General features: G+C 47.3%; 21 protein-coding genes. 16 read left to right on the top strand and 5 right to left on the bottom strand.

The window, feature by feature from the left end; translation table 11 throughout:
* Positions 1–288 precede the first annotated feature (288 nt).
* Positions 289–1,506, top strand: coding sequence for an FAD-dependent monooxygenase (locus EKO24_RS02090; protein WP_127027054.1), 1,218 nt, complete (start codon positions 289–291; stop codon positions 1,504–1,506).
* 108 nt (positions 1,507–1,614) lie between these two features.
* Entirely contained in the window at positions 1,615–1,998 is a 384-nt protein-coding gene (locus EKO24_RS02085; protein WP_127027053.1) for a PilZ domain-containing protein, read from the top strand.
* 16 nt (positions 1,999–2,014) lie between these two features.
* On the opposite strand, the gene glnD is transcribed toward EKO24_RS02085, so the two are convergent.
* The gene (gene glnD, locus EKO24_RS02080; RefSeq protein WP_127027052.1) at positions 2,015–4,663 is read right to left on the bottom strand and encodes a [protein-PII] uridylyltransferase; all 2,649 of its coding nucleotides are present in this window, start codon (positions 4,661–4,663) and stop codon (positions 2,015–2,017) included.
* Positions 4,660–5,424, bottom strand: coding sequence for a type I methionyl aminopeptidase (gene map / locus EKO24_RS02075; protein ID WP_127027051.1), 765 nt, complete (start codon positions 5,422–5,424; stop codon positions 4,660–4,662). The genes glnD and map overlap by 4 nt, the downstream gene beginning before the upstream one ends.
* 301 nt (positions 5,425–5,725) lie before the next feature.
* Here map and rpsB point away from each other — a divergent pair, with 301 nt between their 5' ends.
* From rpsB to EKO24_RS02030, 9 genes are all read left to right on the top strand, one after another.
* A complete protein-coding gene (rpsB, locus tag EKO24_RS02070) occupies positions 5,726–6,463 on the top strand; it encodes a 30S ribosomal protein S2 (protein ID WP_127027050.1) in 738 nt (245 codons plus the stop codon).
* A 113-nt stretch (positions 6,464–6,576) separates the two neighbouring features.
* Positions 6,577–7,470, top strand: coding sequence for a translation elongation factor Ts (gene tsf / locus EKO24_RS02065; protein WP_127027049.1), 894 nt, complete (start codon positions 6,577–6,579; stop codon positions 7,468–7,470).
* Positions 7,471–7,539: 69 nt separating this feature from the next.
* Positions 7,540–8,265: a UMP kinase gene (gene pyrH, locus EKO24_RS02060; RefSeq protein WP_127027048.1), complete on the top strand. Its 726-nt coding sequence runs from the start codon at positions 7,540–7,542 to the stop codon at positions 8,263–8,265.
* Entirely contained in the window at positions 8,265–8,822 is a 558-nt protein-coding gene (gene frr / locus EKO24_RS02055) for a ribosome recycling factor (RefSeq protein ID WP_127027047.1), read from the top strand. Before pyrH ends, frr begins: the two co-directional genes overlap by 1 nt.
* 242 nt (positions 8,823–9,064) lie before the next feature.
* Positions 9,065–9,853 (top strand): isoprenyl transferase, encoded by a 789-nt coding sequence (locus tag EKO24_RS02050; protein ID WP_127027046.1) that lies wholly within the window; start codon positions 9,065–9,067, stop codon positions 9,851–9,853.
* 63 nt (positions 9,854–9,916) lie between these two features.
* Positions 9,917–10,780: a phosphatidate cytidylyltransferase gene (locus EKO24_RS02045; RefSeq protein WP_127027045.1), complete on the top strand. Its 864-nt coding sequence runs from the start codon at positions 9,917–9,919 to the stop codon at positions 10,778–10,780.
* The gene (gene ispC / locus EKO24_RS02040) at positions 10,777–11,961 is read left to right on the top strand and encodes a 1-deoxy-D-xylulose-5-phosphate reductoisomerase (RefSeq protein ID WP_127027044.1); all 1,185 of its coding nucleotides are present in this window, start codon (positions 10,777–10,779) and stop codon (positions 11,959–11,961) included. Before EKO24_RS02045 ends, ispC begins: the two co-directional genes overlap by 4 nt.
* Entirely contained in the window at positions 11,961–13,322 is a 1,362-nt protein-coding gene (gene rseP, locus EKO24_RS02035) for an RIP metalloprotease RseP (protein ID WP_127027136.1), read from the top strand. The genes ispC and rseP overlap by 1 nt, the downstream gene beginning before the upstream one ends.
* 85 nt (positions 13,323–13,407) lie before the next feature.
* Positions 13,408–14,130: a DsbC family protein gene (locus EKO24_RS02030; RefSeq protein WP_127027043.1), complete on the top strand. Its 723-nt coding sequence runs from the start codon at positions 13,408–13,410 to the stop codon at positions 14,128–14,130.
* A gap of 34 nt (positions 14,131–14,164) precedes the next feature.
* Here the strand turns inward: EKO24_RS02030 and mutS are convergent, their stop codons facing one another.
* Positions 14,165–16,750, bottom strand: coding sequence for a DNA mismatch repair protein MutS (gene mutS / locus EKO24_RS02025; protein WP_127027042.1), 2,586 nt, complete (start codon positions 16,748–16,750; stop codon positions 14,165–14,167).
* A gap of 36 nt (positions 16,751–16,786) precedes the next feature.
* Between mutS and EKO24_RS02020 the strand changes: the two genes are divergently transcribed.
* The 5 genes from EKO24_RS02020 (at position 16,787) to EKO24_RS02000 (ending at position 21,710) form a co-directional block, all read left to right on the top strand.
* Positions 16,787–17,269: a CinA family protein gene (locus EKO24_RS02020; protein WP_127027041.1), complete on the top strand. Its 483-nt coding sequence runs from the start codon at positions 16,787–16,789 to the stop codon at positions 17,267–17,269.
* 451 nt (positions 17,270–17,720) lie between these two features.
* Entirely contained in the window at positions 17,721–18,833 is a 1,113-nt protein-coding gene (locus EKO24_RS02015) for an OmpA family protein (RefSeq protein ID WP_241674367.1), read from the top strand.
* A 251-nt stretch (positions 18,834–19,084) separates the two neighbouring features.
* Positions 19,085–19,540, top strand: coding sequence for a BON domain-containing protein (locus tag EKO24_RS02010; RefSeq protein ID WP_127027039.1), 456 nt, complete (start codon positions 19,085–19,087; stop codon positions 19,538–19,540).
* A 265-nt stretch (positions 19,541–19,805) separates the two neighbouring features.
* On the top strand, positions 19,806–21,239 hold the full coding sequence (locus EKO24_RS02005; protein WP_127027038.1) for a B12-binding domain-containing radical SAM protein: 1,434 nt from the start codon (positions 19,806–19,808) through the stop codon (positions 21,237–21,239).
* A 312-nt stretch (positions 21,240–21,551) separates the two neighbouring features.
* Positions 21,552–21,710, top strand: a complete 159-nt coding sequence (locus tag EKO24_RS02000) for a DUF3309 family protein (protein ID WP_127027037.1) — start codon at positions 21,552–21,554, stop codon at positions 21,708–21,710.
* Between the two features lie 82 nt (positions 21,711–21,792).
* Here EKO24_RS02000 and EKO24_RS01995 read toward each other — a convergent pair whose 3' ends face one another.
* Positions 21,793–22,698 carry a DMT family transporter gene (locus tag EKO24_RS01995; protein ID WP_127027036.1) on the bottom strand — a complete coding sequence of 302 codons (906 nt, stop codon included), beginning with the start codon at positions 22,696–22,698 and terminating at the stop codon, positions 21,793–21,795.
* Between the two features lie 68 nt (positions 22,699–22,766).
* Positions 22,767–23,162, bottom strand: coding sequence for a cupin domain-containing protein (locus tag EKO24_RS01990; RefSeq protein ID WP_127027035.1), 396 nt, complete (start codon positions 23,160–23,162; stop codon positions 22,767–22,769).
* Between the last annotated feature and the right edge of the window lie 44 nt (positions 23,163–23,206).

The following is a 23,206-nucleotide window of genomic DNA, read 5'->3' as shown; positions in this document are numbered from 1 at the left end:
CTACGATACGGCAAAACCAGTTAATTATACGGATGACAAGCAATTCTGTCACGCAGTCTTTTGTTTTGCTGCTGGTCGGCGGCTGCTTGTCATATTTTGGCGTGGGGCGCGGGCTTTGGTTGTGATATTGGGAAGGGTATTTTGTCTGCTCTTTAATAGAGATATGGTATCTTTCTGAGCTTTATTTTAATAGCTGGTTATTCCCATTGCTATTCGCTAAATTTTTGCGGCCGGACAATAGCTATTACAATTGTTCAAATAAATCTTAAATACATTGATTAGTTGGTTATGAAAGAAAATTTTGATGTGATCGTTGTGGGCGGGGGTATGGTTGGGGCCGCTGTTGCCTGTAGTTTAGGCGGAAGTGCGTTGAAAGTGGCGGTGATAGAGAACGCGCTGCCGCAGGTTTTTGCGCCTGAGCAGCCTCATGATTTGCGGGTGTCTGCGCTCAGCATTGCCTCAAAAAAGATACTTGAAGCTGTTGGTGCATGGGGTGGCATTGTTAATCGCAGGCTTTGTCCATTCCGCAGGATGCGGGTTTGGGAAACGGCGGGGGATACTGAATTTTGCAGTGATGATATTAACTATCCCGAGCTGGGTTATATCGTTGAGAACAGGGTTACGCAGTTGGCATTGCTGGACCGTTTGCGGGATTTCGACAACGTCGAACTGATGTGTCCGGCTGCGATTAATAAAATTAATTATTCAGTTGGCAGTTCGCCTGAGGTGGAGTTGGGTGACGGTAGAGTTTTGTCCGCAAAAGTATTGGTTGCGGCGGATGGAGGTCAATCGAAGGTTAGGCAGGTTGTCGGCTTGGGCGTAACCAGCTGGGATTATAATCAGCATGCGCTGGTGATTTATGTTGAAACCGATTACGGGCAGCAGGACATTACTTGGCAGCGTTTTGTGCCGAGTGGGCCGCAGGCGTTTTTGCCGCTAACCGGTCATTACGGTTCTATAGTTTGGTATAACTCGCCGGATGAGGTGGGGCGCTTGAAGGCTTTATCTAACGACGATTTGTTGCGCGAGTTGGTTGCGACATTTCCTGATTGTCTGGGCAAGGTTAATGCAATTTTGGGAACGGCAAGTTTTCCGTTGAAGCGCCAGCATGCGCAAAGCTATGTTAAGCCGGGTGTGGTTTTGGTGGGCGATGCTGCGCACATGATTAATCCTTTGGCTGGGCAGGGCGTTAATATTGGTTTGCTGGATGCGGCGGCGTTGGCCGAGGTGTTGATTGATGCAAGCCGGCAAAGCCATGATCTTGGTGACTTGTCGGTTTTAAGGCGCTATGAAAAAATGCGCCGTCATGAGAATTTAAAGATGATGACGGTGATGGATGTTTTTTACCGGGTATTTAGTAATCAAGTTTTACCTGTTAAATTCTTGCGTAACTTGGGGTTGGGTTTGGCTGAGCGAATCTTGCCGGCTAAAAATAAGGTGATGCGTAATGCAATGGGGTTGGAAGGTAACTTGCCCAAGCTTGCGCGAGGCGAGCCGATTATTTGAATTCATTAGCGTTTTTGGATGCCTGGCGGCCGGTTGTTTGCGGCGATTGCGTCGAAATAATCAATTTTTTAAACTTAAGTCTTTAAGTTATTTTGATAGTGAGTATAGATGGTTGCGGAAAGAAGGCTTTATCAAAGGATTCCGGTGCAGGCTTCGGCTGTTGTTACCAATGGGGATGGTGTGCGTATTCAGGTGATTGCGGTCGATGTATCCAGTGATGGGTTGGGGGTGGAGTGTAATATTAGGCAGCGGAATATGATTACTCCGGGAGGAAGTTTTGTTCGCGATGGCAAGCCTGTTTCGGTGTCTGTTGATCTGAGTTTGTTTGATGAGGATGGGCAGCCGGCCAAAATAGTGGCGCGGTGTCATGTGGTTTTCTCGCGGCGCATGTCCAGTGATCAATGTAAAATCGGGTTGCGATATGTTGATATTGAAGGTGACGGGCATCGGTGGCTCGTGCGATTCATTGAGGCAAGGCTGCTATCTGGCTGAAGAAGTTTGGGATTCATTAGCCGCCGGTAGCTCCCAGCATTTTTAATATTTCTTCGCGTATTTGCTCCTGTCTAACCGGATCGGTGATCGGTTGCGACTGGTTGTCTGTGATATAAAACATGTCTTCGGCGCGGCTGCCGATAGTGGTGATTTTTGCGCTATGCAGGTGGATTTCTTTTTGTACAAATGCGCGGCCTATTTTTGATAGAAGTCCGGCGTGGTCTGTGGTGATTAGCTCAATAATTGTATGTCTTTTAAGCGGGTCTGCATGAAACTGAATGCTGGTAGGGATGGGGAAGTGTTTGGCCTGTCTTGACTGGCGATGGATGTTTTTATGTTTTTTTACTTCGCGGAGCTGAAGGTTGGTGCGAAGCACGTTGCAGATATGTACTTCCCTGAATAGTTCATTGATCGGTTTGCCCGATTGTTCAAGTACCAGGAAGCTATTGAGAACATAATCATCGGTCGTGGTCATGATTCGGGCGTCAAGAATCGTGAGTCCTAGCTGGTCAAGAGTGGCGGTGCTCAGCGAAAAAATAGCTTCTTCGTTTTTTGTGTAAACAAAAACTTCCGCGCTGCCTCGCTGGGTTTGTGGGCGTAGCAGGACCAAAGGGAAGTCGTCTTCCCTGGATGAAGCAATAGCAATGGTGTGCCATGCAATTTCATCCGCTGAATATCTTAAGAAATAATCGTCGCTGGCATGTTGCCATGATCTAAGAATTACCGGCTCGGATATGCCGAGCTTCACCAATTCGTCTTTGGCTTCTTTTTTGTTTTCAGCTAGGCGGTCTGCGAGTGCTACGGGGTTTTGCAGGCCTCTATGTAAGGCGCTGTAGGTGACTGTATATAGCTCTTTCAGCAGGGCGTCTTTCCACGCATTCCATAATTCGGGGTTGGTGGCGCGAATATCGGCAACGGTCAGCAGGTATAAATAGTTCAGATATTCGGTGCTGCCGACAGTTTGGGCGAATTGATGAATAACGTCCGGGTCGCTGATGTCTTTTCGTTGCGCTGTCATTGACATAACCAAATGATTGCGGACCAGCCAGCAGATCAGGTTGGTGTCGTGCGGTGAAAGGTCGTGCTGTATGCAGAACTCTCTAGCGATTTCTTCGCCAATGGCGGAATGGTCGCCGTTTCTGCCTTTTGCTATGTCGTGAAATAGGCCGGCAAGATACAAAATTTCCGGTTTTGAAATCATCAGAAAAATATCATTGCAAAAGGGGAGTTCGTCAAGATGCTTTTCTAGCGCAAAACGTCGTAAGTTACGGATAACGAAAAGCGTGTGTTCGTCTACCGTATAAATGTGGAATAAATCGTATTGCATTCGGGCGACGATATTGGCAAAACAAGGAATGTAGGCTGCCAGCACGCCATAGCGATTCATGCGCCTTAATTGATCGGTAATGCCGCGGGGTTGGCGAAACGCTTCTATAAAAAGGCGGTTGGCGTCTTTGTTCTTACGGAATGAGTCGTCGATCAGATGCAGGCTTTTGCGAATCAAGCGTATGGTTGTTGCTCTGACGCCTTTGATTGATGGATTGTGCTCTAAAACTAAAAAGACTTCGAGTAGGGCTAGGGGTTGTCGTTCAAAAAGCGCTTCATCAATGGCTTCAAGGTAGCCATTGATCGCGACAAATTTGTCGTTCAGGGGAATTGATTTGTAAGTAACGTCTTCTGAAACGAAGCGTTCGTTAAACAATTGCAATAGCATTTCATTGAGTCGCTCAAGTCCAAGTACGGTTTTAAAATAAAACTGCATGAATTGCTCGACATCCTGATTATATTCTTGATGTTCTGTGCTAAAACCGAATTGACGGGCTAGATCGCGTTGATAATCAAAAATTAATCGATCTTCGCAACGGTTGGTTAAAAGGTGTAATGCGTAGCGAATTCGCCAAAGTACTTCGAGGGCGGCAACCAGTTCCAAATATTCGGATTCGGGCAGGAATCCGTATTTAATCAGCTCTTTGAGTGTTGAAGAGTTGTAATGGCGCTTGAATACCCATGCAATGACATGTCTGTCGCGCAATCCGCCTGGGCCTTCTTTGACGTTGGGTTCGAGATTGTAAGCGGTGTCATGAAATTTGGCATAGCGCTGCCGCTGCTCTTCCATTTTTGCGGCAAAAAATTGGTCCGATGGCCAAATTTTGTTGGGCGCGATTTGCTGGTTAAGTATTTTATGTAGCGCAGTGTTGCCGGTGATTAAGCGGTTTTCCATCAGGCTGGTTATGATGGTTTGGTCTGCTGCCGCTGCTTCAATACATTGCTTGACAGTGCGAACGCTCTGTCCCGGTTTTAAGCCAATATCCCAAAGGAAAGTGAAGAAACTTGACAGGGCTTCTTGGTAAGGGCTTGTGTCTTCTGTATCCAGCAGTACGACCAGATCAATGTCGGAGTAAGGGAATAGTTCTCTTCTGCCATAGCCGCCAGCTGCAATTAGACTGAGTTGTTTGGCGTGTTCGCCAAGGAAGTGTTGCCAGCAGCAGCTTAGTATTTCGTCAATAAAATCGGATTTCTCTTTGAGTAATTTTGAAACCGATTTATGAGGGTTAAATTTCTGCCGTAGTTCCGAATCTTTTTGTTTCAGGAGGTGTTTGAACTGTTGCAGGCTGTCTTTTTCGGCAAAAATTGCGCTGTTAATGCTTTTGTCCAAGGTGGTCACATCTCTTCTTTGCGTAAGGTCAGAATTTCGTAGCCGTTTGGGGTTACTAAAATAGTGTGCTCCCATTGCGCGGACAGGCTTCGGTCTTTAGTTACAGCGGTCCAGCCATCGGCCAAAACTTTCATATGGCGTTTGCCCAGGTTAATCATGGGTTCGATGGTTAATATCATGCCGGCTTCAAGAGTCACGCCTTCGCCTGCCTTGCCATAATGCAATACTTGTGGTTCTTCGTGGAACTTTTTGCCGATACCGTGTCCGCAAAACTCCCTGACAACAGAGTAGCGATTGGATTCGGCATGCTTTTGTATGGCATGGCCGATATCTCCCAGCGTAGCGCCGGGTTTGACCTGTTGGATGCCTAAAAACATAGCTTCCTGGGTTATTTTAATTAGACGCTTTGCATGTTGGCTTACTTCGCCGACACAGAACATTTTGCTGGTGTCGCCGTGATATTCATCTTTGATGACGGTGATGTCGATATTGACAATGTCGCCTGATTTAAGTTTTTTGTCGCTGGGAATGCCGTGGCAGATTTGGTGATTAATCGAGGTGCAGATAGATTTAGGGAAGCCGTGATAATTAAGTGGCGCGGGAATGGCATTTTGCACGTCAACAATGTAGTCGTGGCAGATCTGGTTGAGCTCGTCGGTGGTAACTCCGGGAACAACATAGGGTTCAATCATTTCTAAAACTTCAGCTGCCAGCCTTCCGGCAATCCGCATTTTTTCAATTTCGCTTTCGGTTTTGATAGGTATGCTCATAAAAAACAGATGTAAAGGTAAGAGTGTTGTTAGCGCAAAATATAGGTTTTACTTTTGTGTTTTTCTGCTTTGCGTCTATGTAATATATACTATTTTAACAGGGATTCGCTTGTTGTGGGAAAGTAATTATGGTATAAAGGGAAGTTCGTTTTTGAACTAATACTCACGCCTATCGTCACGGTTGGAAGGGTGCTGGTGTAACCTCTTTTTGGAGCGGTTATTGCTGGTTTTCAGGCGGGATAGGTGGAGGCGTAACCCAACTCGGACATAAGTTCCGAATTTTTTATTTTTAGGAGAATACATGGCAGCAGTATCTATGCGTCAAATGCTTGAAGCGGGTGTTCATTTTGGACATCAAACTCGTTATTGGAACCCGAAAATGGCTTCGTACCTGTTCGGTGCACGTAACAAGATCCATATCATTGATTTGGAAAAAACGCTTCCAATGTTTAATGACGCAATGAATTATCTGGGTCAAATGGCGGCAAACAAAGGCACGGTCTTGTTTGTCGGTACCAAAAAAGCAGCAAGAAAAGTGGTTGCTGAAGAAGCTGCACGCTGCGGCATGCCTTACGTCAATCATCGTTGGTTGGGCGGCATGTTGACAAATTTCAAAACCATCAAGAAATCAATTAATCGTCTTAAAGAATTAGAAGCGATGAAGGCTGATGGTACGCTTTATCAACGTTTTGGTAAGAAGGAAGCGTTAGGTATGGAGCGCGAGCTTGAAAAGTTGGAGCGCAGCCTGGGCGGGATTAAAGATATGAAAGGCGTTCCTGATGTTATTTTCATATTGGATGTTGGCTATGAAAAGAATGCAATCAGCGAAGCCAAAAAATTAGGTATTCCGGTTGTTGGCGTCGTGGACTCCAATAACTCGCCGGAGAAAATTGATTACATTATTCCAGGTAATGATGACTCAATTCGTGCAGTTAAACTGTATTGCGAAAGTGTTTCCGCAGCAGTAATGGAAGCTAAATCAGCAACTTTAGGATTGTCAGCAAAGGCTGATGATTTTGTTGAAGAGGCATCAGAATAAGTGCGATCTTTTTTTGCAGGTTTTTCCTGTAAAATAAGTGCTTGATGTTAGGCAAAAAAACGCCTCCTCACGGGGGCGTTTTTATAGATATGAATAATGAGGAAAATCAAAGAATGAGTAATACTATTAGTGCTGCAATGGTTAAGGAACTGCGTGAAAGAACTAGCTCCGGCATGATGGAGTGCAAAAAAGCGTTAGTTGAAGCAAATGGCGATATGGAGTTAGCCATTGAGAATATGCGCAAATCAGGTCTGGCCAAGGCTGATAAAAAATCCGATCGCATTGCTGCCGAAGGTATCATCGGCGCTAAAGTCAGTGCTGACGAAAAAACTGTGGCAATTGTTGATGTCAATTGCGAAACCGATTTTGTTGCCAAAGCCGATGATTTCGTAACTTTCGTCAATAATGTTACAGAAGCTTTGTTGAATTCCGATATTGAAACTAAAGAACAGCTTTTGGCTATGAAATTGGCTGACGGCACGATTGTAGACGAAGTTCGTCGCGGCCTGATTGCTAAGTTGGGTGAAAACATTACGGTTAGACGCTTCCAAAAATATCATACTGCCACTGGCGGCACAGCTTGCTATCTACACGGTAAAAAAATCGGTGTGATCGTTGAATTAGCTAAAGCCGATAACGAATTAGGCAAAGACATTGCCATGCACATCGCGGCAAGCAAACCAACTTGCGTTTCCGACGATCAAGTACCGGCAGAGCTTATTGAGAAAGAAAAAGAAATTTTCCTGGCGCAACAAGAAGAGAAAATTAAAGGTAAGCCGGCCGACATTGTCGAAAAAATGGTTACTGGACGGGTTAGTAAATTCTTAGCGGAAGTCACTTTAATGGGGCAGTCTTTTATTAAGGACGATAAAGTTACTGTCGGCAAACTGCTTGCATCTAAAGGCAACAGTGTTATTCGTTTCGCTCGCCTGGAAGTCGGTGAAGGTATTGAGAAGAAAGAAGAAAACTTTGCTGAAGAGGTTATGGCGCAAGTTAGAGGCAGCTAACGCACTCCTCGGCTAACTGCCGAGGAACTCCCATCAATAATAAATACTAATCTAACTCGATAAATTAAAATGACTAATACGATTTGCCAGAGAATTTTGCTTAAATTAAGCGGTGAAGCTTTAATGAGTGAGACGGGTGGTAGTATTGATGCAGATATTGTTAAACGCCTTGCAACTGAAATTAAAGAGTTATGCGATGTTGGTCTTCAGGTTGGTTTGGTTATCGGTGGCGGTAATATATTGCGTGGGGCCGAAAAAGCTTCAAAAGGATTAGATAGAGTAACCAGTGATCAGATGGGTATGCTGGCTACTGTAATTAATGCCCTGGCTATGCAGGACGCGCTGGAAGCATGCGGCCAGCAGGTCAGGGTGATGTCTGCGCTGAAAATCAATCAAGTATGTGAAGATTATATTCGCCGTAGAGCGGTCAGGCATTTGGAAAAAGGCCGGGTTGTGATTTTTGCGGCGGGAACCGGGAACCCTTTTTTTACTACTGATTCGGCGGCCAGTCTGCGAGCAATTGAAATTAATGCCCAGTTGATGATTAAGGCTACCAAAGTTAAGGGTGTTTATTCCGCAGATCCCGAAAAAGACAAGAACGCTACATTTTACCCGCGATTAACTTATGATGAAGCGCTGGACCAGCGTCTAAATGTAATGGACACCACTGCTCTGGTGCTGTGCCGGGATAATAATGTGCCAATGCGCGTGATGAATATCTTTGAAAAAGGCGCGGTAATGAAACTGATGATGGGTGAACAGATAGGATCTCTGATTGAACGAGGAACAGATTAATGATTAGTGATATTCAACAAGATGCTTCGACGCGTATGGGCAAAAGTATTGAAGCCTTAAAGCATGAGTTCTCAAAAATAAGAACGGGCAGAGCTCATCCCAGCTTATTGGATCAAATTAGCGTCACATATTATGGAACGGAGTCTGCTTTATCCCAAGTTGCCAATATTGCCGTAGAAGATGCGCGTACATTGACAATTACACCATGGGAAAAAGGCATGGTTCAGGCAATTGAAAAAGCCATTTTGAAATCGGATCTGGGGTTAAATCCTGCCACCAACGGGATGACTATTCGGATTCCATTGCCGCCACTGACTGAAGAGCGTCGTCGTACTTTAGTTAAAGTGGTCAAGAATGAAGCTGAAAACGGCCGTGTTGCGATCAGGAATATTCGTCGTGATGCCAATTCAGCCATCAAAGAGGCACAGAAAGAAAAAATGATTTCCGAAGATGAGGCCCGTGCAGCTGAAGAAAAAATCCAAAAATTGACCGATCAGTATGTAAAAGATGTTGAAAAACTTTTGGAAGCCAAAGAAGCCGATTTACTGTCAATGTAATTGAGATTGTAGATATCTGGCAGATGTTGACTTTAATCGCAGAACACGGAGGATAATGATCAGACGGATAGAGGATTTCCTCTTATTTCTAGCAACAAGGGTGGAAACGAGAGAGCGTGTTTTTTAGTCAAGTCCACATTATCCGTGCTTTGCTTTCTAAAGTTGAGTTGGGCAGCTTGTCTGCTCAAACGAAACTTATGCCCTTTGGGTATAACTACTGGGTAGTGACCGGGATTTAAATAATGGCTACGGATGATTGTAATAGTTTAGAGTCGGTAAATGCCCTGATGGGTGCAAACAACAACCCTCGTCATATTGCCATTATTATGGATGGCAATGGCCGATGGGCTCAGAAGAGGTTTATGCCTCGAGCTTTCGGTCATCAAGCCGGAGTTAAAGCGGTCCGAAAAATTGTAGAATACTGCGCTAAACAAGAGATAGAGGTTTTGACCTTGTTCGCTTTCAGTAGTGAAAATTGGCGCCGTCCGGAAGAAGAGGTTTCCTTGCTGATGGGGCTGTTTATGGCGACTCTGCAAAGAGAAATCAACAAGCTTGATCGCAATAATATCCGCTTGCGATTTATCGGTGACAGAACAGCATTCTCTGAAAAGTTACAGGCCAAGATGGCTGAAGGTGAGGAACAAACCAAGGATAATAATGCCTTAACTCTGGTTATCGCGGCAAATTACGGAGGGCGCTGGGACCTGTGTCAGGCGATTCGGACCGTGACTGAAAAAATAGCTGCCGGCGAATTAAAAAATCAGGATATCAGTGAGCAGTTGATCAACCAGCATTTATCAACTGCGGATTTGCCCGAGCCTGACCTCTTCATTAGGACGGGCGGAGAACAGAGAGTCAGTAATTTTTTGTTATGGCAGCTGGCTTATACGGAACTTTACTTCACTCCAACACTGTGGCCCGATTTTGATCAGTGCTCACTTGAAGAGGCAATCAAAAGCTTTAAAGGTCGGCAAAGACGCTTTGGTCATACCGGTGAGCAAATGCTGGATAAATCAATCTTTTTAAAATAAATTTCCGGTTCTTAATTAAAAAAAACAGATACTTAATTCCAACTTCATCTAATAATTATAAAAATGTTACTACAGCGAATTATTACTGCATTAATTCTGGTTCCTCTGGTTGTACTTGCTGTTTTCCAGCTGCATCCGGAGTATTTTTCACTACTCTTGGGGCTAATCACGCTTTTAGCCGCATGGGAATGGACTAATCTAATCGGCATTAATTCGCCGTTCAAACGCGGATTATTTCTAGTGACATTGATTCTGCCGATGGTATGGCTACATTTTTGGACGCAATTTCTGGAAGTGATTGCTCAAGTATTGGATTGGCCTGATGTACGTAATTACTCAGGGATTTTGGAGTGGTTGGTTGTGCCGCCGGTGCTGTTCTGGATATTGATGATGATATTAATCAGGAATACGCCTGAGGGTATTTTAAAATTGGAACTAAAAACCCGCTATAAGGTTTTGATAGGATGGTTTGTCCTGTTTACAACATGGATGTTTTTGAGCAGGTTAAGAGCTTTTTACGGATCGGAACTCACTTTGTATTTCTTGATTTTAATTTGGGTCGCAGATATTGCCGCATACTTTGCCGGAAAGAAATTCGGTAAAACCCAATTGGCACCCGCGATCAGCCCAGGCAAAACCGTTCAAGGCATGTATGGGGCTTTAATCGCGGGCGGCGTTTGCGCTATCGTTTTAAGTTTGATCTACGGTTTTCCATGGATGGTTGCGTCTGATTTCCTCATGCTGTCGATAACAACAGTATTAATTTCAATTTATGGCGATTTGTTTTTCAGTGTGGCCAAGCGTCAGCGTGGCGTCAAAGACACTGGTTCGATATTACCCGGCCATGGCGGAATCCTGGATAGAATCGATAGCCTGATTGCGGCTGTTCCCTTTTTCTACGCCGGCATCTATTTAATTTACCCATGAAAGGCATTTGTATACTCGGAGCGACAGGCTCAATCGGTGTCAGTACCTTAGATGTGGTGGCCAGACATTCCAGCCAATATAAAGTTATCGCATTAACGGCCAACACCAATATTGATGCCCTTTATGAACAATGCCTTGAACATCATCCCGAAGTTGTTGTCGTCGTGGATGAGCGTAAGGCGAAAATTTTTGCAGAGAAACTAAAAAATTCAACGGTTTCGGATATAAAAGTGCTATCCGGCGCCAAGGCGCTGGAGCATGTTGCAACGTTGGATAATGTTGATTCAGTCATGGCGGCGATCGTCGGCGCGGCAGGTTTATTACCGAGTTTGGCGGCTGCAAAAGCGGGTAAAACCGTATTGTTGGCTAATAAAGAAGCCCTGGTCATGTCGGGTTCAATTTTTATGCAAGCCATTACGGAATCGGGGGCGCAGTTACTGCCGATTGATAGCGAACATAATGCGATATTCCAGTGCATGCCCGCCGGTTATAAAACCGGTATGCAGGCAAAACAGGCCAGACGTATTTTGTTGACGGCTTCGGGTGGCCCTTTCCGGGAAACGCCCGTTGATCAATTGGTCAATGTTACTCCGGCTCAGGCAGTAGCTCATCCTAATTGGGATATGGGCAGGAAGATTTCCGTAGATTCGGCAACGATGATGAATAAGGGCCTTGAGATGATAGAGGCTTGTATTTTGTTCGATATGTCCCCAAGTCAGATTCAAGTCGTCATCCATCCGCAAAGCGTCATTCATTCTATGGTCGATTATGTGGATGGAACGGTATTGGCGCAGATGGGTAATCCCGATATGCGTATACCTATTGCTTATTCGATGGCTTGGCCGGAGCGGTTCGATTCGGGCGTTGATCCGCTGAATATTTTTGATGTCGGGCGCATGGATTTCCAGGAGCCTAGCCTGGAACGGTTTCCCTGTTTGCGACTGGCCTATGAGGCTATCGATGCCGGTGGTATCATGCCTACGGTTTTAAATGCGGCCAATGAAATTGCCGTGGAAGCGTTTTTAAATGAGCAGGTTCGGTTTACCGATATTCCGGTGATTATCGAGCGTTGTATGAACAAATTCGAAGCCAAGGCCGCCGATACGCTGGAAATTATTTTGGATGCGGATCAGCAAGCCCGGTTAATGTCTACACAAATTATTGGAGAGCTTAATACTTGATGGATTTATTGCATACACTGTTTTATTTCATCGTTGCGATCAGTGTCCTGGTTTCATTTCATGAATTCGGGCATTTTTGGGTCGCGCGTAAAGCCGGAGTAAAAGTCCTTCGGTTTTCGCTTGGTTTTGGCAAGATTTTATGGTCATACCGGAAAAGCCCGGATTCAACAGAGTATGTAATATCAGCAATTCCGCTAGGCGGCTATGTCAAAATGGTCGACGAGCGGGAAGGCGAGGTCAAGCAAGCCGACTTGCCGTACGCTTTTAATCGTCAATCGCTATTTGCCAGAACTGCAATAGTCGCAGCAGGCCCGGTATTTAATTTAGTATTGGCTGTTGTGTTGTTCTGGAGTGTGCTGGTTATCGGCGAAATGGGTATAAAGCCGATACTCGGTTCGGTAGAACAGGGCACCTTAGCCGCCGATGCCAACCTTGCCGAAGGCGATGAGATTATCTCGGTTAACGGCAAAACAACCCCCACGTGGACCGAAGCCATGAGCGTGCTGGTTTCCGCGGCGCTCGATGGGGTGCATGATATCGAAGTTGTAGTAAAAAACTTTGATGGTCAACAAAATACCAGAACGCTTAAGCTGGCCGATAAAGACAGCGAGAATCCCGATGTATTGTATCAACGATTAGGCTTCAAACCTTGGTCGCCGAAATTGCAGCCTATCATAGGGAAAATACTTCCCGATAGCGCAGCGTTAGCGGCCGGGTTAAAGGAACGCGACCTAATCGTTAGTGCCGACGGCACAAACATAACAGACTGGATGCAATGGGTGGATTACATAAAAAGTCATCCTAGTGTTGCAATCAAGCTCGAGATCGAACGCGATGGCGTACGATTACCAGCAACTATTACACCGAAAAGTGTTCCGGTCGGCAAAAATACCGAGGGTAAAGTCGGCGCTTCAGTTTATGTACCGGAAGAATTGATGAGGTCGGTCAGCGTTGAATACTCGTTGTCGCCGTTGGCAGCGATACCGGTTGCATTCGAAACGACCTATTATTATTCCGTTACCAGCTTGAAAATGATGGGCAAAATGTTGGTTGGCAGGGCCTCCGTAGAAAACTTGAGCGGCCCCATCAGTATAGCCCAGTACGCAGGGCAGTCGGCCACGATGGGGCTGGTGCCCTTCATAAAATATATGGCTCTCGTCAGCGTCAGTTTAGGCATATTAAATTTATTGCCGATCCCTGTGCTGGACGGCGGGCATTTGATGTTCTTTGCCTTGGAAGGCATTAAAGGCAGTCCTGTTTCGGAAAGGGCGCAAATCTTCTTTCAACAAATCGGCATTGCATTGCTCGTGTCATTGATGGCATTGGCGATGTTTTTGGATGTTGAGCGTTTATTTCAATAATACAGCAACCAAATATAAGGCAGTCAGTGCGATCTAAGTAGCCTATCCTGCGCTCTATAAACTAATTTAAGGGACACTATAACGTATGAAAAAAATCATTAATATCGCTGCCTTATCAATGCTTGGCCTGACCTTATCCGTGGCCCATGCGGATGAAGAAGCTATTAAACAGGCATTGGCCAAATCGATGCCATCGGTAAAAGTAGGCTCGGTTAAGCCTACTGAAATCAGTGGCCTGTATGAAGTCACAGTGGGCGGCAATATTGTTTATGCTTCCGGTGACGGTAAATACTTGATTCAAGGGCATTTAATCGATGTTGCCGGGCGCAAGGATTTAACCGAAGAGAAATTGGGTGGCGCTCGCAAACAGGCTCTCGATAAACTCGGCCAGGACAAAATGATTGTGTTCAAGCCGAAAGAAAGCAAATATACAGTTAGTGTCTTTACCGATATTGACTGCGGTTATTGCCGTAAACTGCATTCAGAGATTGATCAATACATGGCTCAAGGCATTACGGTTCAGTATTTGTTTTTCCCAAGAGCCGGTAAAGGTTCCGATTCGTATCATAAAGCTATATCGGTATGGTGCGCCGACGACCGTAAAGCGGCTTTAACGGCAGCAAAGAAAGGCGATACGCCTCCCGCTAAAACGTGCACCAACCCGATTGATGAGCACATGCAATTGGCCGAGGATTTTGAAGTGAAGGGAACGCCGATGATCGTTACCGAGAAAGGCAATATCTTCCCCGGCTATCTGCCTGCAAAGCAACTAGCTGAAGCGCTGGCCGACGAAAAAGGCCAAAAGTAATTAATCCAAATTAGGGCGCGCTATGCGCGCCCTTTTACACCATCCCCTTTAGCCGGTAAAGCAATTCCAAAGCCTGCTTCGGGCTAAGGTCATCCGGGCTCAAATCTTCCAGCAAGCCCACTACAGGATGACATTCTTGCGCTGAGAACAGATCCAGTTGGTTAAATCCGGTTTCCGCCTGCTGCTCAAGATAAGTCTGGTCTTCCAGATGCCTCAGTTTGGCTTTAGCTTTTTCGATCACAGAACGGGGTACGCCGGCTAACGACGCTACCTGCAAGCCGTAACTCTGGCTGGCAGGGCCGTCTTTGACCGCATGCAGGAAAATGATCTTATCGCCGTGCTCCATTGCATCCAAATGCACGTTATGGATGGTTTTTTGTTCTTCGGGCAGCGTCGTCAGCTCAAAATAATGCGTCGCGAACAGCGTAAATGCCTGGGTTTCTCTTGCCAAATGATCGGCGCAAGCCCAAGCCAAGGACAGACCGTCAAATGTGCTGGTGCCGCGGCCGATCTCGTCCATCAGGATCAGGCTTTTTGAGGTTGCGTTATGCAGGATGTTGGCAGTTTCCGACATTTCCACCATAAACGTGGAGCGCCCGCTGGATAGGTCGTCGGATGCCCCGATACGGGTAAAAATCTTGTCGATAGGTCCGCAAGTTAAGGTTCTGGCTGGAACATAACAGCCTATATGGGCAATTAATACGATCAGCGCGGCTTGGCGCATATAAGTCGACTTACCGCCCATGTTTGGGCCGGTAATGATCAGCATTCTGCGTTGATTGGAGAACGATAAGTCATTCGCTACAAAAGGAATATCCGAAACTTGCTCAACAACCAGATGGCGTCCGGCTTCAATTTCTATGCCGGGCTTATCTGTCAGTAGCGGTTGCGATAAATTCAGCGCCTCGGCGCGTTCGGCAAAATTAACCAGCACGTCCAATTCGGCCAATGCGGCGGCGCACTGTTGCAACGGGATCAATGAAGCGCCGATGATATTCAGCAATTCCTCGTACAAGGCTTTTTCAAACGACAGCGATTTTTCCTTGGCGCTGAGCACTTTGTCTTCAAACGATTTCAGTTCCTCGGTAATGTAACGCTCAGCGCCTTTTAAGGTTTGTTTGCGCGTGTAATGCGGAGGGACTTTTTCGGCGTGTAGGTTGGAAATCTCGATATAGTAACCATGCACGCGGTTGTAATTAACCTTCAGCGTGCTGATGCCGGTCGCCGCTTTTTCGCGGTTTTCCATATCGATCAAGAACTGGTCGGCGTTCTGGCTTAAATTGCGCAGCTCATCAAGTTCCGGATGATAACCGGGCGCAATTACGCCGCCGTCGCGGATCAGCACCGGCGGATTGTCGATAATGGCGCGTTGCAACAAATTCAGCAGCTCAGGATGTTCGCCGACTTGTTCGGATAAGTGCGTAACCTGGGAGTTGTCGCTGCCGGATAGCGCATGTTGTAGCGCAGGTAGCACCGCCAGCGTATTGCGCAATACCAACAAGTCGCGGGGGCGCGCCGATTTTAATGCAATACGGGAACTGATCCGTTCAATATCGCCGACTTGGCGCAGATGACCTTGAATATCGCGATACAACAATACATTAAGCAGGGTATCGATGCAGGCATAGCGGTTGTTCAGAATGTCGTGATCGCGTAACGGCCGGTTGATCCAGCGCCTTAAACAGCGGCTGCCCATCGCCGTCGCGGTTTTATCCAGCACCCCGAACAGCGTGTATTGCAGTTGTCCGGACGGGTGAAAATCCAGTTCCAGATTACGGCGGCTGGAGGCGTCCAGCAAAATGCTGTCGTCGCTGTTTTCGGTACGGATGCCTTGAATATGCGGTAATGCACCCTGCTGGGTATCTTTAACGTATTGCAGCAAAGCGCCGGCTGCGGCAATCGCGGCGGGCACATCCTCGCAGCCGTAGCCTTTCAAATCCAGTATCTTGAATTGCTTCAATACCAGTTGCCTGGCGCTTTCCGCATCAAAATGCCAAGGCGGCCTTCTACATAAACCGCTACGCTGCTTTAAGCTGGCGGGTAACGGCCAGTCTTCGCTAAATAACAGCTCGGCTGGATTCAGGCGGCCGATTTCGCTTAATAACTGGTCTATCGATTCAACTTGCTGCAACACAAAGCGGCCGCTGGTTAAGTCCAGGCTGGCGATGCCGTGTTGCGTAGTCGAACTGGAACTTGGCAGCGAACATACGGCTACCAGCAGATTGTCTTTCCGGTCTTCCAACAAGGCTTCGTCGGTAACGGTGCCGGGCGTTACGATGCGCACGACCTTGCGCTCGACCGGGCCTTTGGATGTTGCCGGATCGCCGATTTGTTCGCAGATCGCAATGGATTCGCCGTGCTTCAACAACTTGGCAAGATAGCCTTCCGCCGCATGATAAGGAATACCGGCCATAGGAATCGGCTGGCCTCCCGATTGTCCGCGGCTGGTTAAGGTAATATCCAGCAGTTGCGCGGCTTTTTTGGCGTCGTCGAAAAACAGTTCGTAAAAATCCCCCATACGGTAGAACAATAAGGTATCGGGGTGTTCAGCCTTGATGCGGAGAAATTGCGTCATCATTGGCGTATGCTGCTGGGTGGCGGTGTTTTGTTTTATACTCATACGCCTATTTTATCCGAATCCGCGAGAGGTCACATCATGGATGCAGAATTATTTAAATTGGCCGAGCAAGTGGGGCGCTTGCTAAAAACAAACGGAAAGATTATTGCCACCGCCGAATCTTGTACCGGCGGCAGGATTGCCCAAACGATTACCGAGGTGGCGGGCAGTTCGGCTTGGTTTGACCGTGGCTTTGTCACTTACAGCAACGCTGCAAAAATGCAGATGCTGGGCGTCAATCCGCAAACGCTGGAAAAATACGGCGCAGTAAGCGCCGAGACGGCAACGGCAATGGCCGCAGGCGCATTAGCTCACAGCGATGCCGATATTACCGTTGCGGTAACAGGCATAGCCGGACCGGATGGAGGATCGCTGGAGAAACCGGTCGGTACCGTGTTTATTGCCTGGAAACATAAGGACGGAACGGCCAATGTGGTCAAAAAGCAATTTTTAGGAAACCGTAAGCAAATAAGGGAACAGACGGTAAAAAGCGCACTTGAAGGAATCTGGCTGTTTTACTGATGACTAATGTTCGCTGTGTCCGTGAAAGGCACGAAAGGCACAAAAAAATATTGGCCGTAGGTTCCTCTCGCCGACAATGTCATATCCGGCCTTCATTGATATAGGTCCCGTCTGTTCGGAAGGTCTGCCCAGCGGGAGGCTTCCCGCCCAATCTTAGGGATGTATGCCCCCGTCCTTTGCAATCAATTACCTACACCCTATTTCAAACAGGGGAGTAGACACAGTCTATGCGCGTTACCGTACAGACGAGCTGTTAATGTTGCAGTTAAGCTACTTTTTATATTTTCTAACAACAAATGATTGCCGTAAGGCGCTCTTTTATAAAGCTGAGTTGAGCAGCTTGGCTGCTCAAACGAAACTTATGCCCTTTGGGTAAACGGAGGATATTGTTAATCGTCTCTTAGGAAAGCGGAAGTTCAAGTGGAATAACGAGATCAATTTAAAAGTGATCATGAAAAGTAAACATATAGATAAGGATAATATTATGCTGGAAAAAATTTTACTCACTCTAGTCTCACTAGCTGGTATCGCTTTGTTGCCGATGGCACAAGCCGGCGATCGATTTCATGATGACCTCTCCTCTTATGACAACCGCCGATTCGATGACGACCGTTGGTATGTTGCGCCATTCGGCACGTTTATTAAATCGGGCGGCGATCGCCATGCCAAGGACGGTTGGGGCGGCGGTATGGGCATCGGCAAGATGCTCGATAGGCATTTCAACGTCGAGATGAAAGGCTTTTACCAAGAATTCGGCGGTGATAACGGTCCTTGGAGTTTTGCCGGCGGTACGGTTGATTTACAGTATTATTTTATCCGCGATAGATTTTCGCCTTATGCGGTGATCGGGGGCGGTGCTATGAATAGTTGCGCTTCCGCCAATTGCGGCATAGGCGCCATTGGCGAAGCCGGTGCCGGTTTTACCTATGAAGTGCATGACAACTTCCTGCTCCGTAGCGATGTCCGCTATCGCTACAATAATAATTTTAATGCCCATGTCCAGCCCGGTAAGGACGAATTCCACGATATGGTGGTAAACGTCGGCTTTGTTATTCCGTTCGGCGACAAGCCCCGTCCTCCGGCCAGGACCGAGCCGCCGGTCGCCGCCGCAGCCCCGGCGCCGAGTCGTGTCGATCGCGATTCGGATGGTGACGGCGTTCTGGATTCGGTCGATCAATGTCCGGGCACAATGAGAGGAGCCCGGGTTGACAATACAGGCTGCCCGGTCAGGTTGGTGCTAAAAGGCCAGCATTTCCAGAAGAACTCTGCCGCCTTGACCTTGAATGCCAAGATCATTCTTGACGACACCGCTAAGAGCCTGATTGCCGATCCGCAGAAAAACGATATTGAAGTCCAGGGTCACACCAGCAGCGAAGGTTCCAGCGCCTATAACATGAAGTTGTCGCAACGGCGGGCGCAATCGGTTGTTGATTACCTGCAATCGAAAGGCGTTACCAACAAGCTGATGGCTAGAGGTTACGGTGAAAGCCAGCCTATTGCCGATAACAGAACGGCGCAAGGCAGGGCTGCAAACCGCCGTGTCGAATTGATCTGGATCGAATAGCGACAGGTTAGGGCTGAAAATCCGCTGTGAAAGCGGGTTTGTACCGCATTCGAGCGGAGAGGGCGGTTATCCATGATCTTCGTTCGCTAACGTACAGACAGCGTTTGATCCCGCCGTTAAAGTGAGTTCCGAGTTTTTAGTTCATTGCGCTAGACCTGAACGGAGGTGTTTGCGTCGATTAGCACCCCAAGGGCATAAATTTCGTTTGGGCAGGTGAGCCGCTCAAGCTTTAAAATTTTGAGGAGTAACCGATGAAAACGACTATAACCTGTAAGATGCTTACGATGGCCTGTTTAATCGCTGTTTTCGGGTTGGCTGGCTGCCAAAAAGAAGACACGGCGGAAAAGGCCGGCAAGAAAATCGATCGCGCGGCTGAAAATGCCGAGCAAAGAATTGATCAAGCAAAAGAGCAAGCTGAAAAGCAAATTGAATCCGCCAAGGAATCGGTCACCGATAAAAGCCAAGCCGCTGGGGAATATGCCGACGACACGGCCATTACCGCCAAAGTTAAGATGGCCATTGCCAACGATCCGCTGCTGAGTGCGTCCCGTATTGAGGTTAACACCAATAAAGGCGTAGTGACTTTGAACGGTACGGTTAATTCAGAATCGAATATTGCCAGAGCGGCGGAACTGGTTAAAACCCAGAAAGGTGTGATGTCGGTTCAGAACAATCTGGTCGTTAGTATTGCGCCGGATAAAATGTAAATGCAAGTAGGTACGGTAGCGTATAGGCAGGAATCACAGATTCTGTATGCTATATGCGTTGCCGGTCTTAATGTCGGCGCACCGGAATGGTTCTGTTAGACGGCTATTAGCCGCTTATTTTTCGTAAGCCGATCGGTTTTGCAGTGTGCGAGCAAACCGCCGTCTCTGAGCCAGACATTAACTCAAGGCGTGGCTGCGTTCTCTTTCAGAATGTGATGATAGACAAGTCGGAATGTTGCTCTCCTTATAACTGCGAGATATTCACATGGCTAGAACCCGCCGCATCCATCTAATTAATCCTAAAGCCGATACCTTCGCGACGCGCCCGTTATTCTTCGGCAAGGCGCTTTATTCCCCGGTTGCCGGGCTGTTAGCCGTCGCGGCGCTGATCCCGGAAGACGAGTACGAAATCATACTGACCGACGAGAACATCGAGCCTATCGATTTCGACCTGAGCGTCGATATGGTCGGCATCTCGGCAATGACTTCTTATGTGAACCGGGGGTACGAGATTGCCGACGCGTTCCGGGTTCGCGGCATTCCTGTCATTATGGGTGGCGTACATGTCAGCTATCTGCCGCAAGAAGCGCTCAAACATGCCGATGCAGTGCTGGTCGGCGAGGCCGAGCTGATCATGGACAAAGTGCTCGACGATTTGAAGCACGGTCAACTGAACGGCGTTTACAAGGCCGAAAACCTGCATTCGATGATCAATATGCCGAAACCGCGGCAAAAGTTATTAAAGAGCAATCGCTATATCAACAAGGGCTTCGTGCAAACCTCCCGCGGCTGTCATCACGGCTGTACTTTTTGCGCCGAGCCGACGATGTACGGCCTGCGTTTTCGCTACCGGCCGATTGAAGACATTATTGCCGAGATAGAACATATTGAAGAACGCGTGATCTTGCTGAACGATTCCGATTTTTTCGGCACGCCGAGCCGGGCCATGGAAGTTATGAAGGCGTTTAAAGGGCGGGGGCTGAAATGGCAGGCTGCTGTGAACAGCCGCGATGCGAACGATGAGCGGCTGTTGGAATTGGCGGCTGAAAGCGGCTGTTTCATGCTGTCGATCGGCTTTGAGTCGATCTCGAAGCAAACCTTGCGTAACGTGCATAAGTGCCAGAACAATCCCGAATCCTATCGCGAACTGGTCGAAAAACTGCACCGGTACGGCATCATGGTGCTGGGCCTGTTCATGTTCGGCTTTGAAGGCGACGAGCCGTCAGTGTTCGAAGAAACCTTGAAGTTTAATATTGAGGCCAAGTTCGATATGTGCGGTTATTCGTTATTGACGCCGTATCCGGGTACTATCAATTGGTTTGAGATGATGCGCCGCAAACAGATCGTCTCTTTCGATTGGGATAAATACGACCAGTCCCACATCGTTTTTAAACCGGCCGGCCTGTCTGCCGACCAACTTTATCGCGGTTACCTGGACACTTACGACAGTTTTTACACCTTGCCCTCGATGTTGCAACGTTTTCCGTGGGACGGTTCCCGCAATCCCGCGAATTGGACTATCTACAACGCATTTTTCCGCAAGGGCGGCGTTGTGACTCGCGATCCCGAGCAGTTGATCGCAAAAATAACGCCTGAGCCTGAATTTGCGGCAATGCCGCCGCTAATGCCGCAAAAAGCCGCGTGGCGGGAATTGGTGATGGGAACGGCCGGAAATGCTGGAGATGTGGCTTCCGAATAACGCGGAACGCTGTGTTTTCAAATTCGGCGCAAACTCGATAAACTCAATAGAAGCGTCCGCGGTAAATGGATTTATGTTCCGCGCCGAACAGACTGGGTGCGATCTTGCCGATAGAGTGTTTTTGCTTTTAAGGAAAAACGTCCTTATCGGCTCTCGTCGGAGCAAGTCTCTATCGAAATCGTTAGGGCGCGTGTTGAGTAATCGAAAAATATCAGGCGCTAAAAGCATATCATTTCATTTAGGGGGCTACATGAAGTATGCCGCTTTATAGCGGGTTGCAATTTCACGTTTTTATCTGGCAGGAGAACTACCATGACAACAGGCACAATCTTACTGATAATTGTAATTCTTATGCTGGTCGGAGTTATCCCAACATGGCCTTATAGCCGAGCATGGGGTTATGGGCCCAGTGGCGGACTTGGAGTGGTGCTGATTATCTTACTGATACTGGTCTTGATGGGCGCAATATAGCTATGAATGAGCACCTTCAAGGAATAAAAGCCGTTTCTCATTGCAACGCCAGAGCAGCTAAACCAAGCTGAAAAATAGATGCCTAATCGGGCGTATTATCGGAAAGCTTGGTTTGTTTTGAGCTTGCTAACCCATCCAGTAGGCCGTGTATCAGTAATGCGCCGAGTATTAGCGAAATGCCTGTTACTATTTTTAGTGTCAGCGGTTCGTGATTAACGGCATGACCTAACAGTAAAGCCATGACCGGCGAAATTAACGTAATCAATGCAACTTTGGTTGCGCTCTGGTGGATCAGCAAATAGTAATAAAAAATAAAGCCAACCGGCGTCGCTATCACGCCTAGATAAAAGATGGATAGCAGATTGATCGTTGAAATTTCAACCGGCCAACGGCCATCGAATATTGTCCAAGTCGTCAGGTAAGCAACCAGGGATAATAATAGGCCGCCCGCTACCTGGCATAGAGCGGGAACTTCGCCGTCGACGCGCTTGACCCAGACCGAACTGACAGCCTGCAAAAATGTAGCGATCAGTATGCCGATAATGCCCAGCACTGCGTCATATCCCAATTGCAAGGCCGAGCCGAACATAATCCACAAACCGCTAATGGCGAGGATATAGGCCAGCAGGTTTCCCGGCGTCAGGCTCCGCTCCTTTAACCAGATTGCCGCCAATATAGCCGTCATCAACGGTAAAAGACCGAATATCACTGAAATCCAGCCGGAAGGAATATAGGGCGCCGCCCAATACACGACCAGCATCGATCCGTAAATCTGCACTGCAACGGCAAGATAGGTCATGATTGCTTTTCGATGCCAAGCCAGGCGTTGTCCGGACACGATCAGCAATAACACGACGCAGGCCGTACCGATTGCCATTCGGCTAGTTACTCCGAATAGAAACCCCGGTCCTTCAACACTCCATTTAATTGCCAGCGGCGTCGTCGACCAAAGCAAAATAATAGTGACATAAGCGAAAAGTATACGCATCAATCCGAACCGGATGGGGCAAAGAAAGATGATGGCATTGGATTTTCGATAGTCTCATTCATCATAGGTTATTTAGCCGGCGCCAGTTCAAAAATAATAAGTTCAGCGGCGTCGTCAGTAACGTTTTCTATCGACATCAATTCGCCCGTTTCCCAAAAAACTTCACCGGCGGAATAAGTGTTGGTCTTGCCGCCTTCAATAACTTTTAGCGTACCTTTAATCACATAACGAGGTCCTTGTCCTTCATGAGTATGCCAATGCGATTTAAATGCCGGCGGGAAAGCAATACGTATTACTTTGGTAGTGATGTTTGGGGTGGGGAGTTCCAGTTTTTTTTCTAATAATGCGGTTCTATTCAGGCTGGTTTTTTCTTGGGCTGAAACGCCTTGTGTGGTGCAGAAGAATAGCGTTGTAAGTGCTGTCAGAATAAATCCCATCGATTTGATAGCTTGTGCTTTTATCATCTTTGTCCTCTCGATTTTATGGTTGTTAAATTGCTTTTCAGGAT

Source organism: Candidatus Methylobacter oryzae (assembly GCF_003994235.2).
In the GTDB taxonomy this organism is placed as follows: domain Bacteria; phylum Pseudomonadota; class Gammaproteobacteria; order Methylococcales; family Methylomonadaceae; genus Methylobacter_A; species Methylobacter_A oryzae.
The sequence above is the reverse complement of the archived record's forward strand: the minus strand, read 5'-3'. Positions and strand labels throughout refer to the sequence as shown.

What these genes read in the sequence shown, in the direction of transcription:
- EKO24_RS02010 (WP_127027039.1), top strand. Translation starts at nt 19,085, where the DNA reads ATGAAAACGACTATAACCTGTAAGATGCTTACGATGGCCTGTTTAATC.
- EKO24_RS01990 (WP_127027035.1), bottom strand. Translation starts at nt 23,162, where the DNA reads ATGATAAAAGCACAAGCTATCAAATCGATGGGATTTATTCTGACAGCA.
- EKO24_RS02085 (WP_127027053.1), top strand. Translation starts at nt 1,615, where the DNA reads ATGGTTGCGGAAAGAAGGCTTTATCAAAGGATTCCGGTGCAGGCTTCG.
- tsf (WP_127027049.1), top strand. Translation starts at nt 6,577, where the DNA reads ATGAGTAATACTATTAGTGCTGCAATGGTTAAGGAACTGCGTGAAAGA.
- EKO24_RS02090 (WP_127027054.1), top strand. Translation starts at nt 289, where the DNA reads ATGAAAGAAAATTTTGATGTGATCGTTGTGGGCGGGGGTATGGTTGGG.
- rpsB (WP_127027050.1), top strand. Translation starts at nt 5,726, where the DNA reads ATGGCAGCAGTATCTATGCGTCAAATGCTTGAAGCGGGTGTTCATTTT.
- EKO24_RS02045 (WP_127027045.1), top strand. Translation starts at nt 9,917, where the DNA reads ATGTTACTACAGCGAATTATTACTGCATTAATTCTGGTTCCTCTGGTT.
- rseP (WP_127027136.1), top strand. Translation starts at nt 11,961, where the DNA reads ATGGATTTATTGCATACACTGTTTTATTTCATCGTTGCGATCAGTGTC.
- EKO24_RS02005 (WP_127027038.1), top strand. Translation starts at nt 19,806, where the DNA reads ATGGCTAGAACCCGCCGCATCCATCTAATTAATCCTAAAGCCGATACC.
- pyrH (WP_127027048.1), top strand. Translation starts at nt 7,540, where the DNA reads ATGACTAATACGATTTGCCAGAGAATTTTGCTTAAATTAAGCGGTGAA.
- EKO24_RS02050 (WP_127027046.1), top strand. Translation starts at nt 9,065, where the DNA reads ATGGCTACGGATGATTGTAATAGTTTAGAGTCGGTAAATGCCCTGATG.
- EKO24_RS02000 (WP_127027037.1), top strand. Translation starts at nt 21,552, where the DNA reads ATGACAACAGGCACAATCTTACTGATAATTGTAATTCTTATGCTGGTC.
- EKO24_RS02020 (WP_127027041.1), top strand. Translation starts at nt 16,787, where the DNA reads ATGGATGCAGAATTATTTAAATTGGCCGAGCAAGTGGGGCGCTTGCTA.
- EKO24_RS02015 (WP_241674367.1), top strand. Translation starts at nt 17,721, where the DNA reads ATGAAAAGTAAACATATAGATAAGGATAATATTATGCTGGAAAAAATT.
- map (WP_127027051.1), bottom strand. Translation starts at nt 5,424, where the DNA reads ATGAGCATACCTATCAAAACCGAAAGCGAAATTGAAAAAATGCGGATT.
- frr (WP_127027047.1), top strand. Translation starts at nt 8,265, where the DNA reads ATGATTAGTGATATTCAACAAGATGCTTCGACGCGTATGGGCAAAAGT.
- EKO24_RS01995 (WP_127027036.1), bottom strand. Translation starts at nt 22,698, where the DNA reads ATGCGTATACTTTTCGCTTATGTCACTATTATTTTGCTTTGGTCGACG.
- ispC (WP_127027044.1), top strand. Translation starts at nt 10,777, where the DNA reads ATGAAAGGCATTTGTATACTCGGAGCGACAGGCTCAATCGGTGTCAGT.
- mutS (WP_127027042.1), bottom strand. Translation starts at nt 16,750, where the DNA reads ATGAGTATAAAACAAAACACCGCCACCCAGCAGCATACGCCAATGATG.
- EKO24_RS02030 (WP_127027043.1), top strand. Translation starts at nt 13,408, where the DNA reads ATGAAAAAAATCATTAATATCGCTGCCTTATCAATGCTTGGCCTGACC.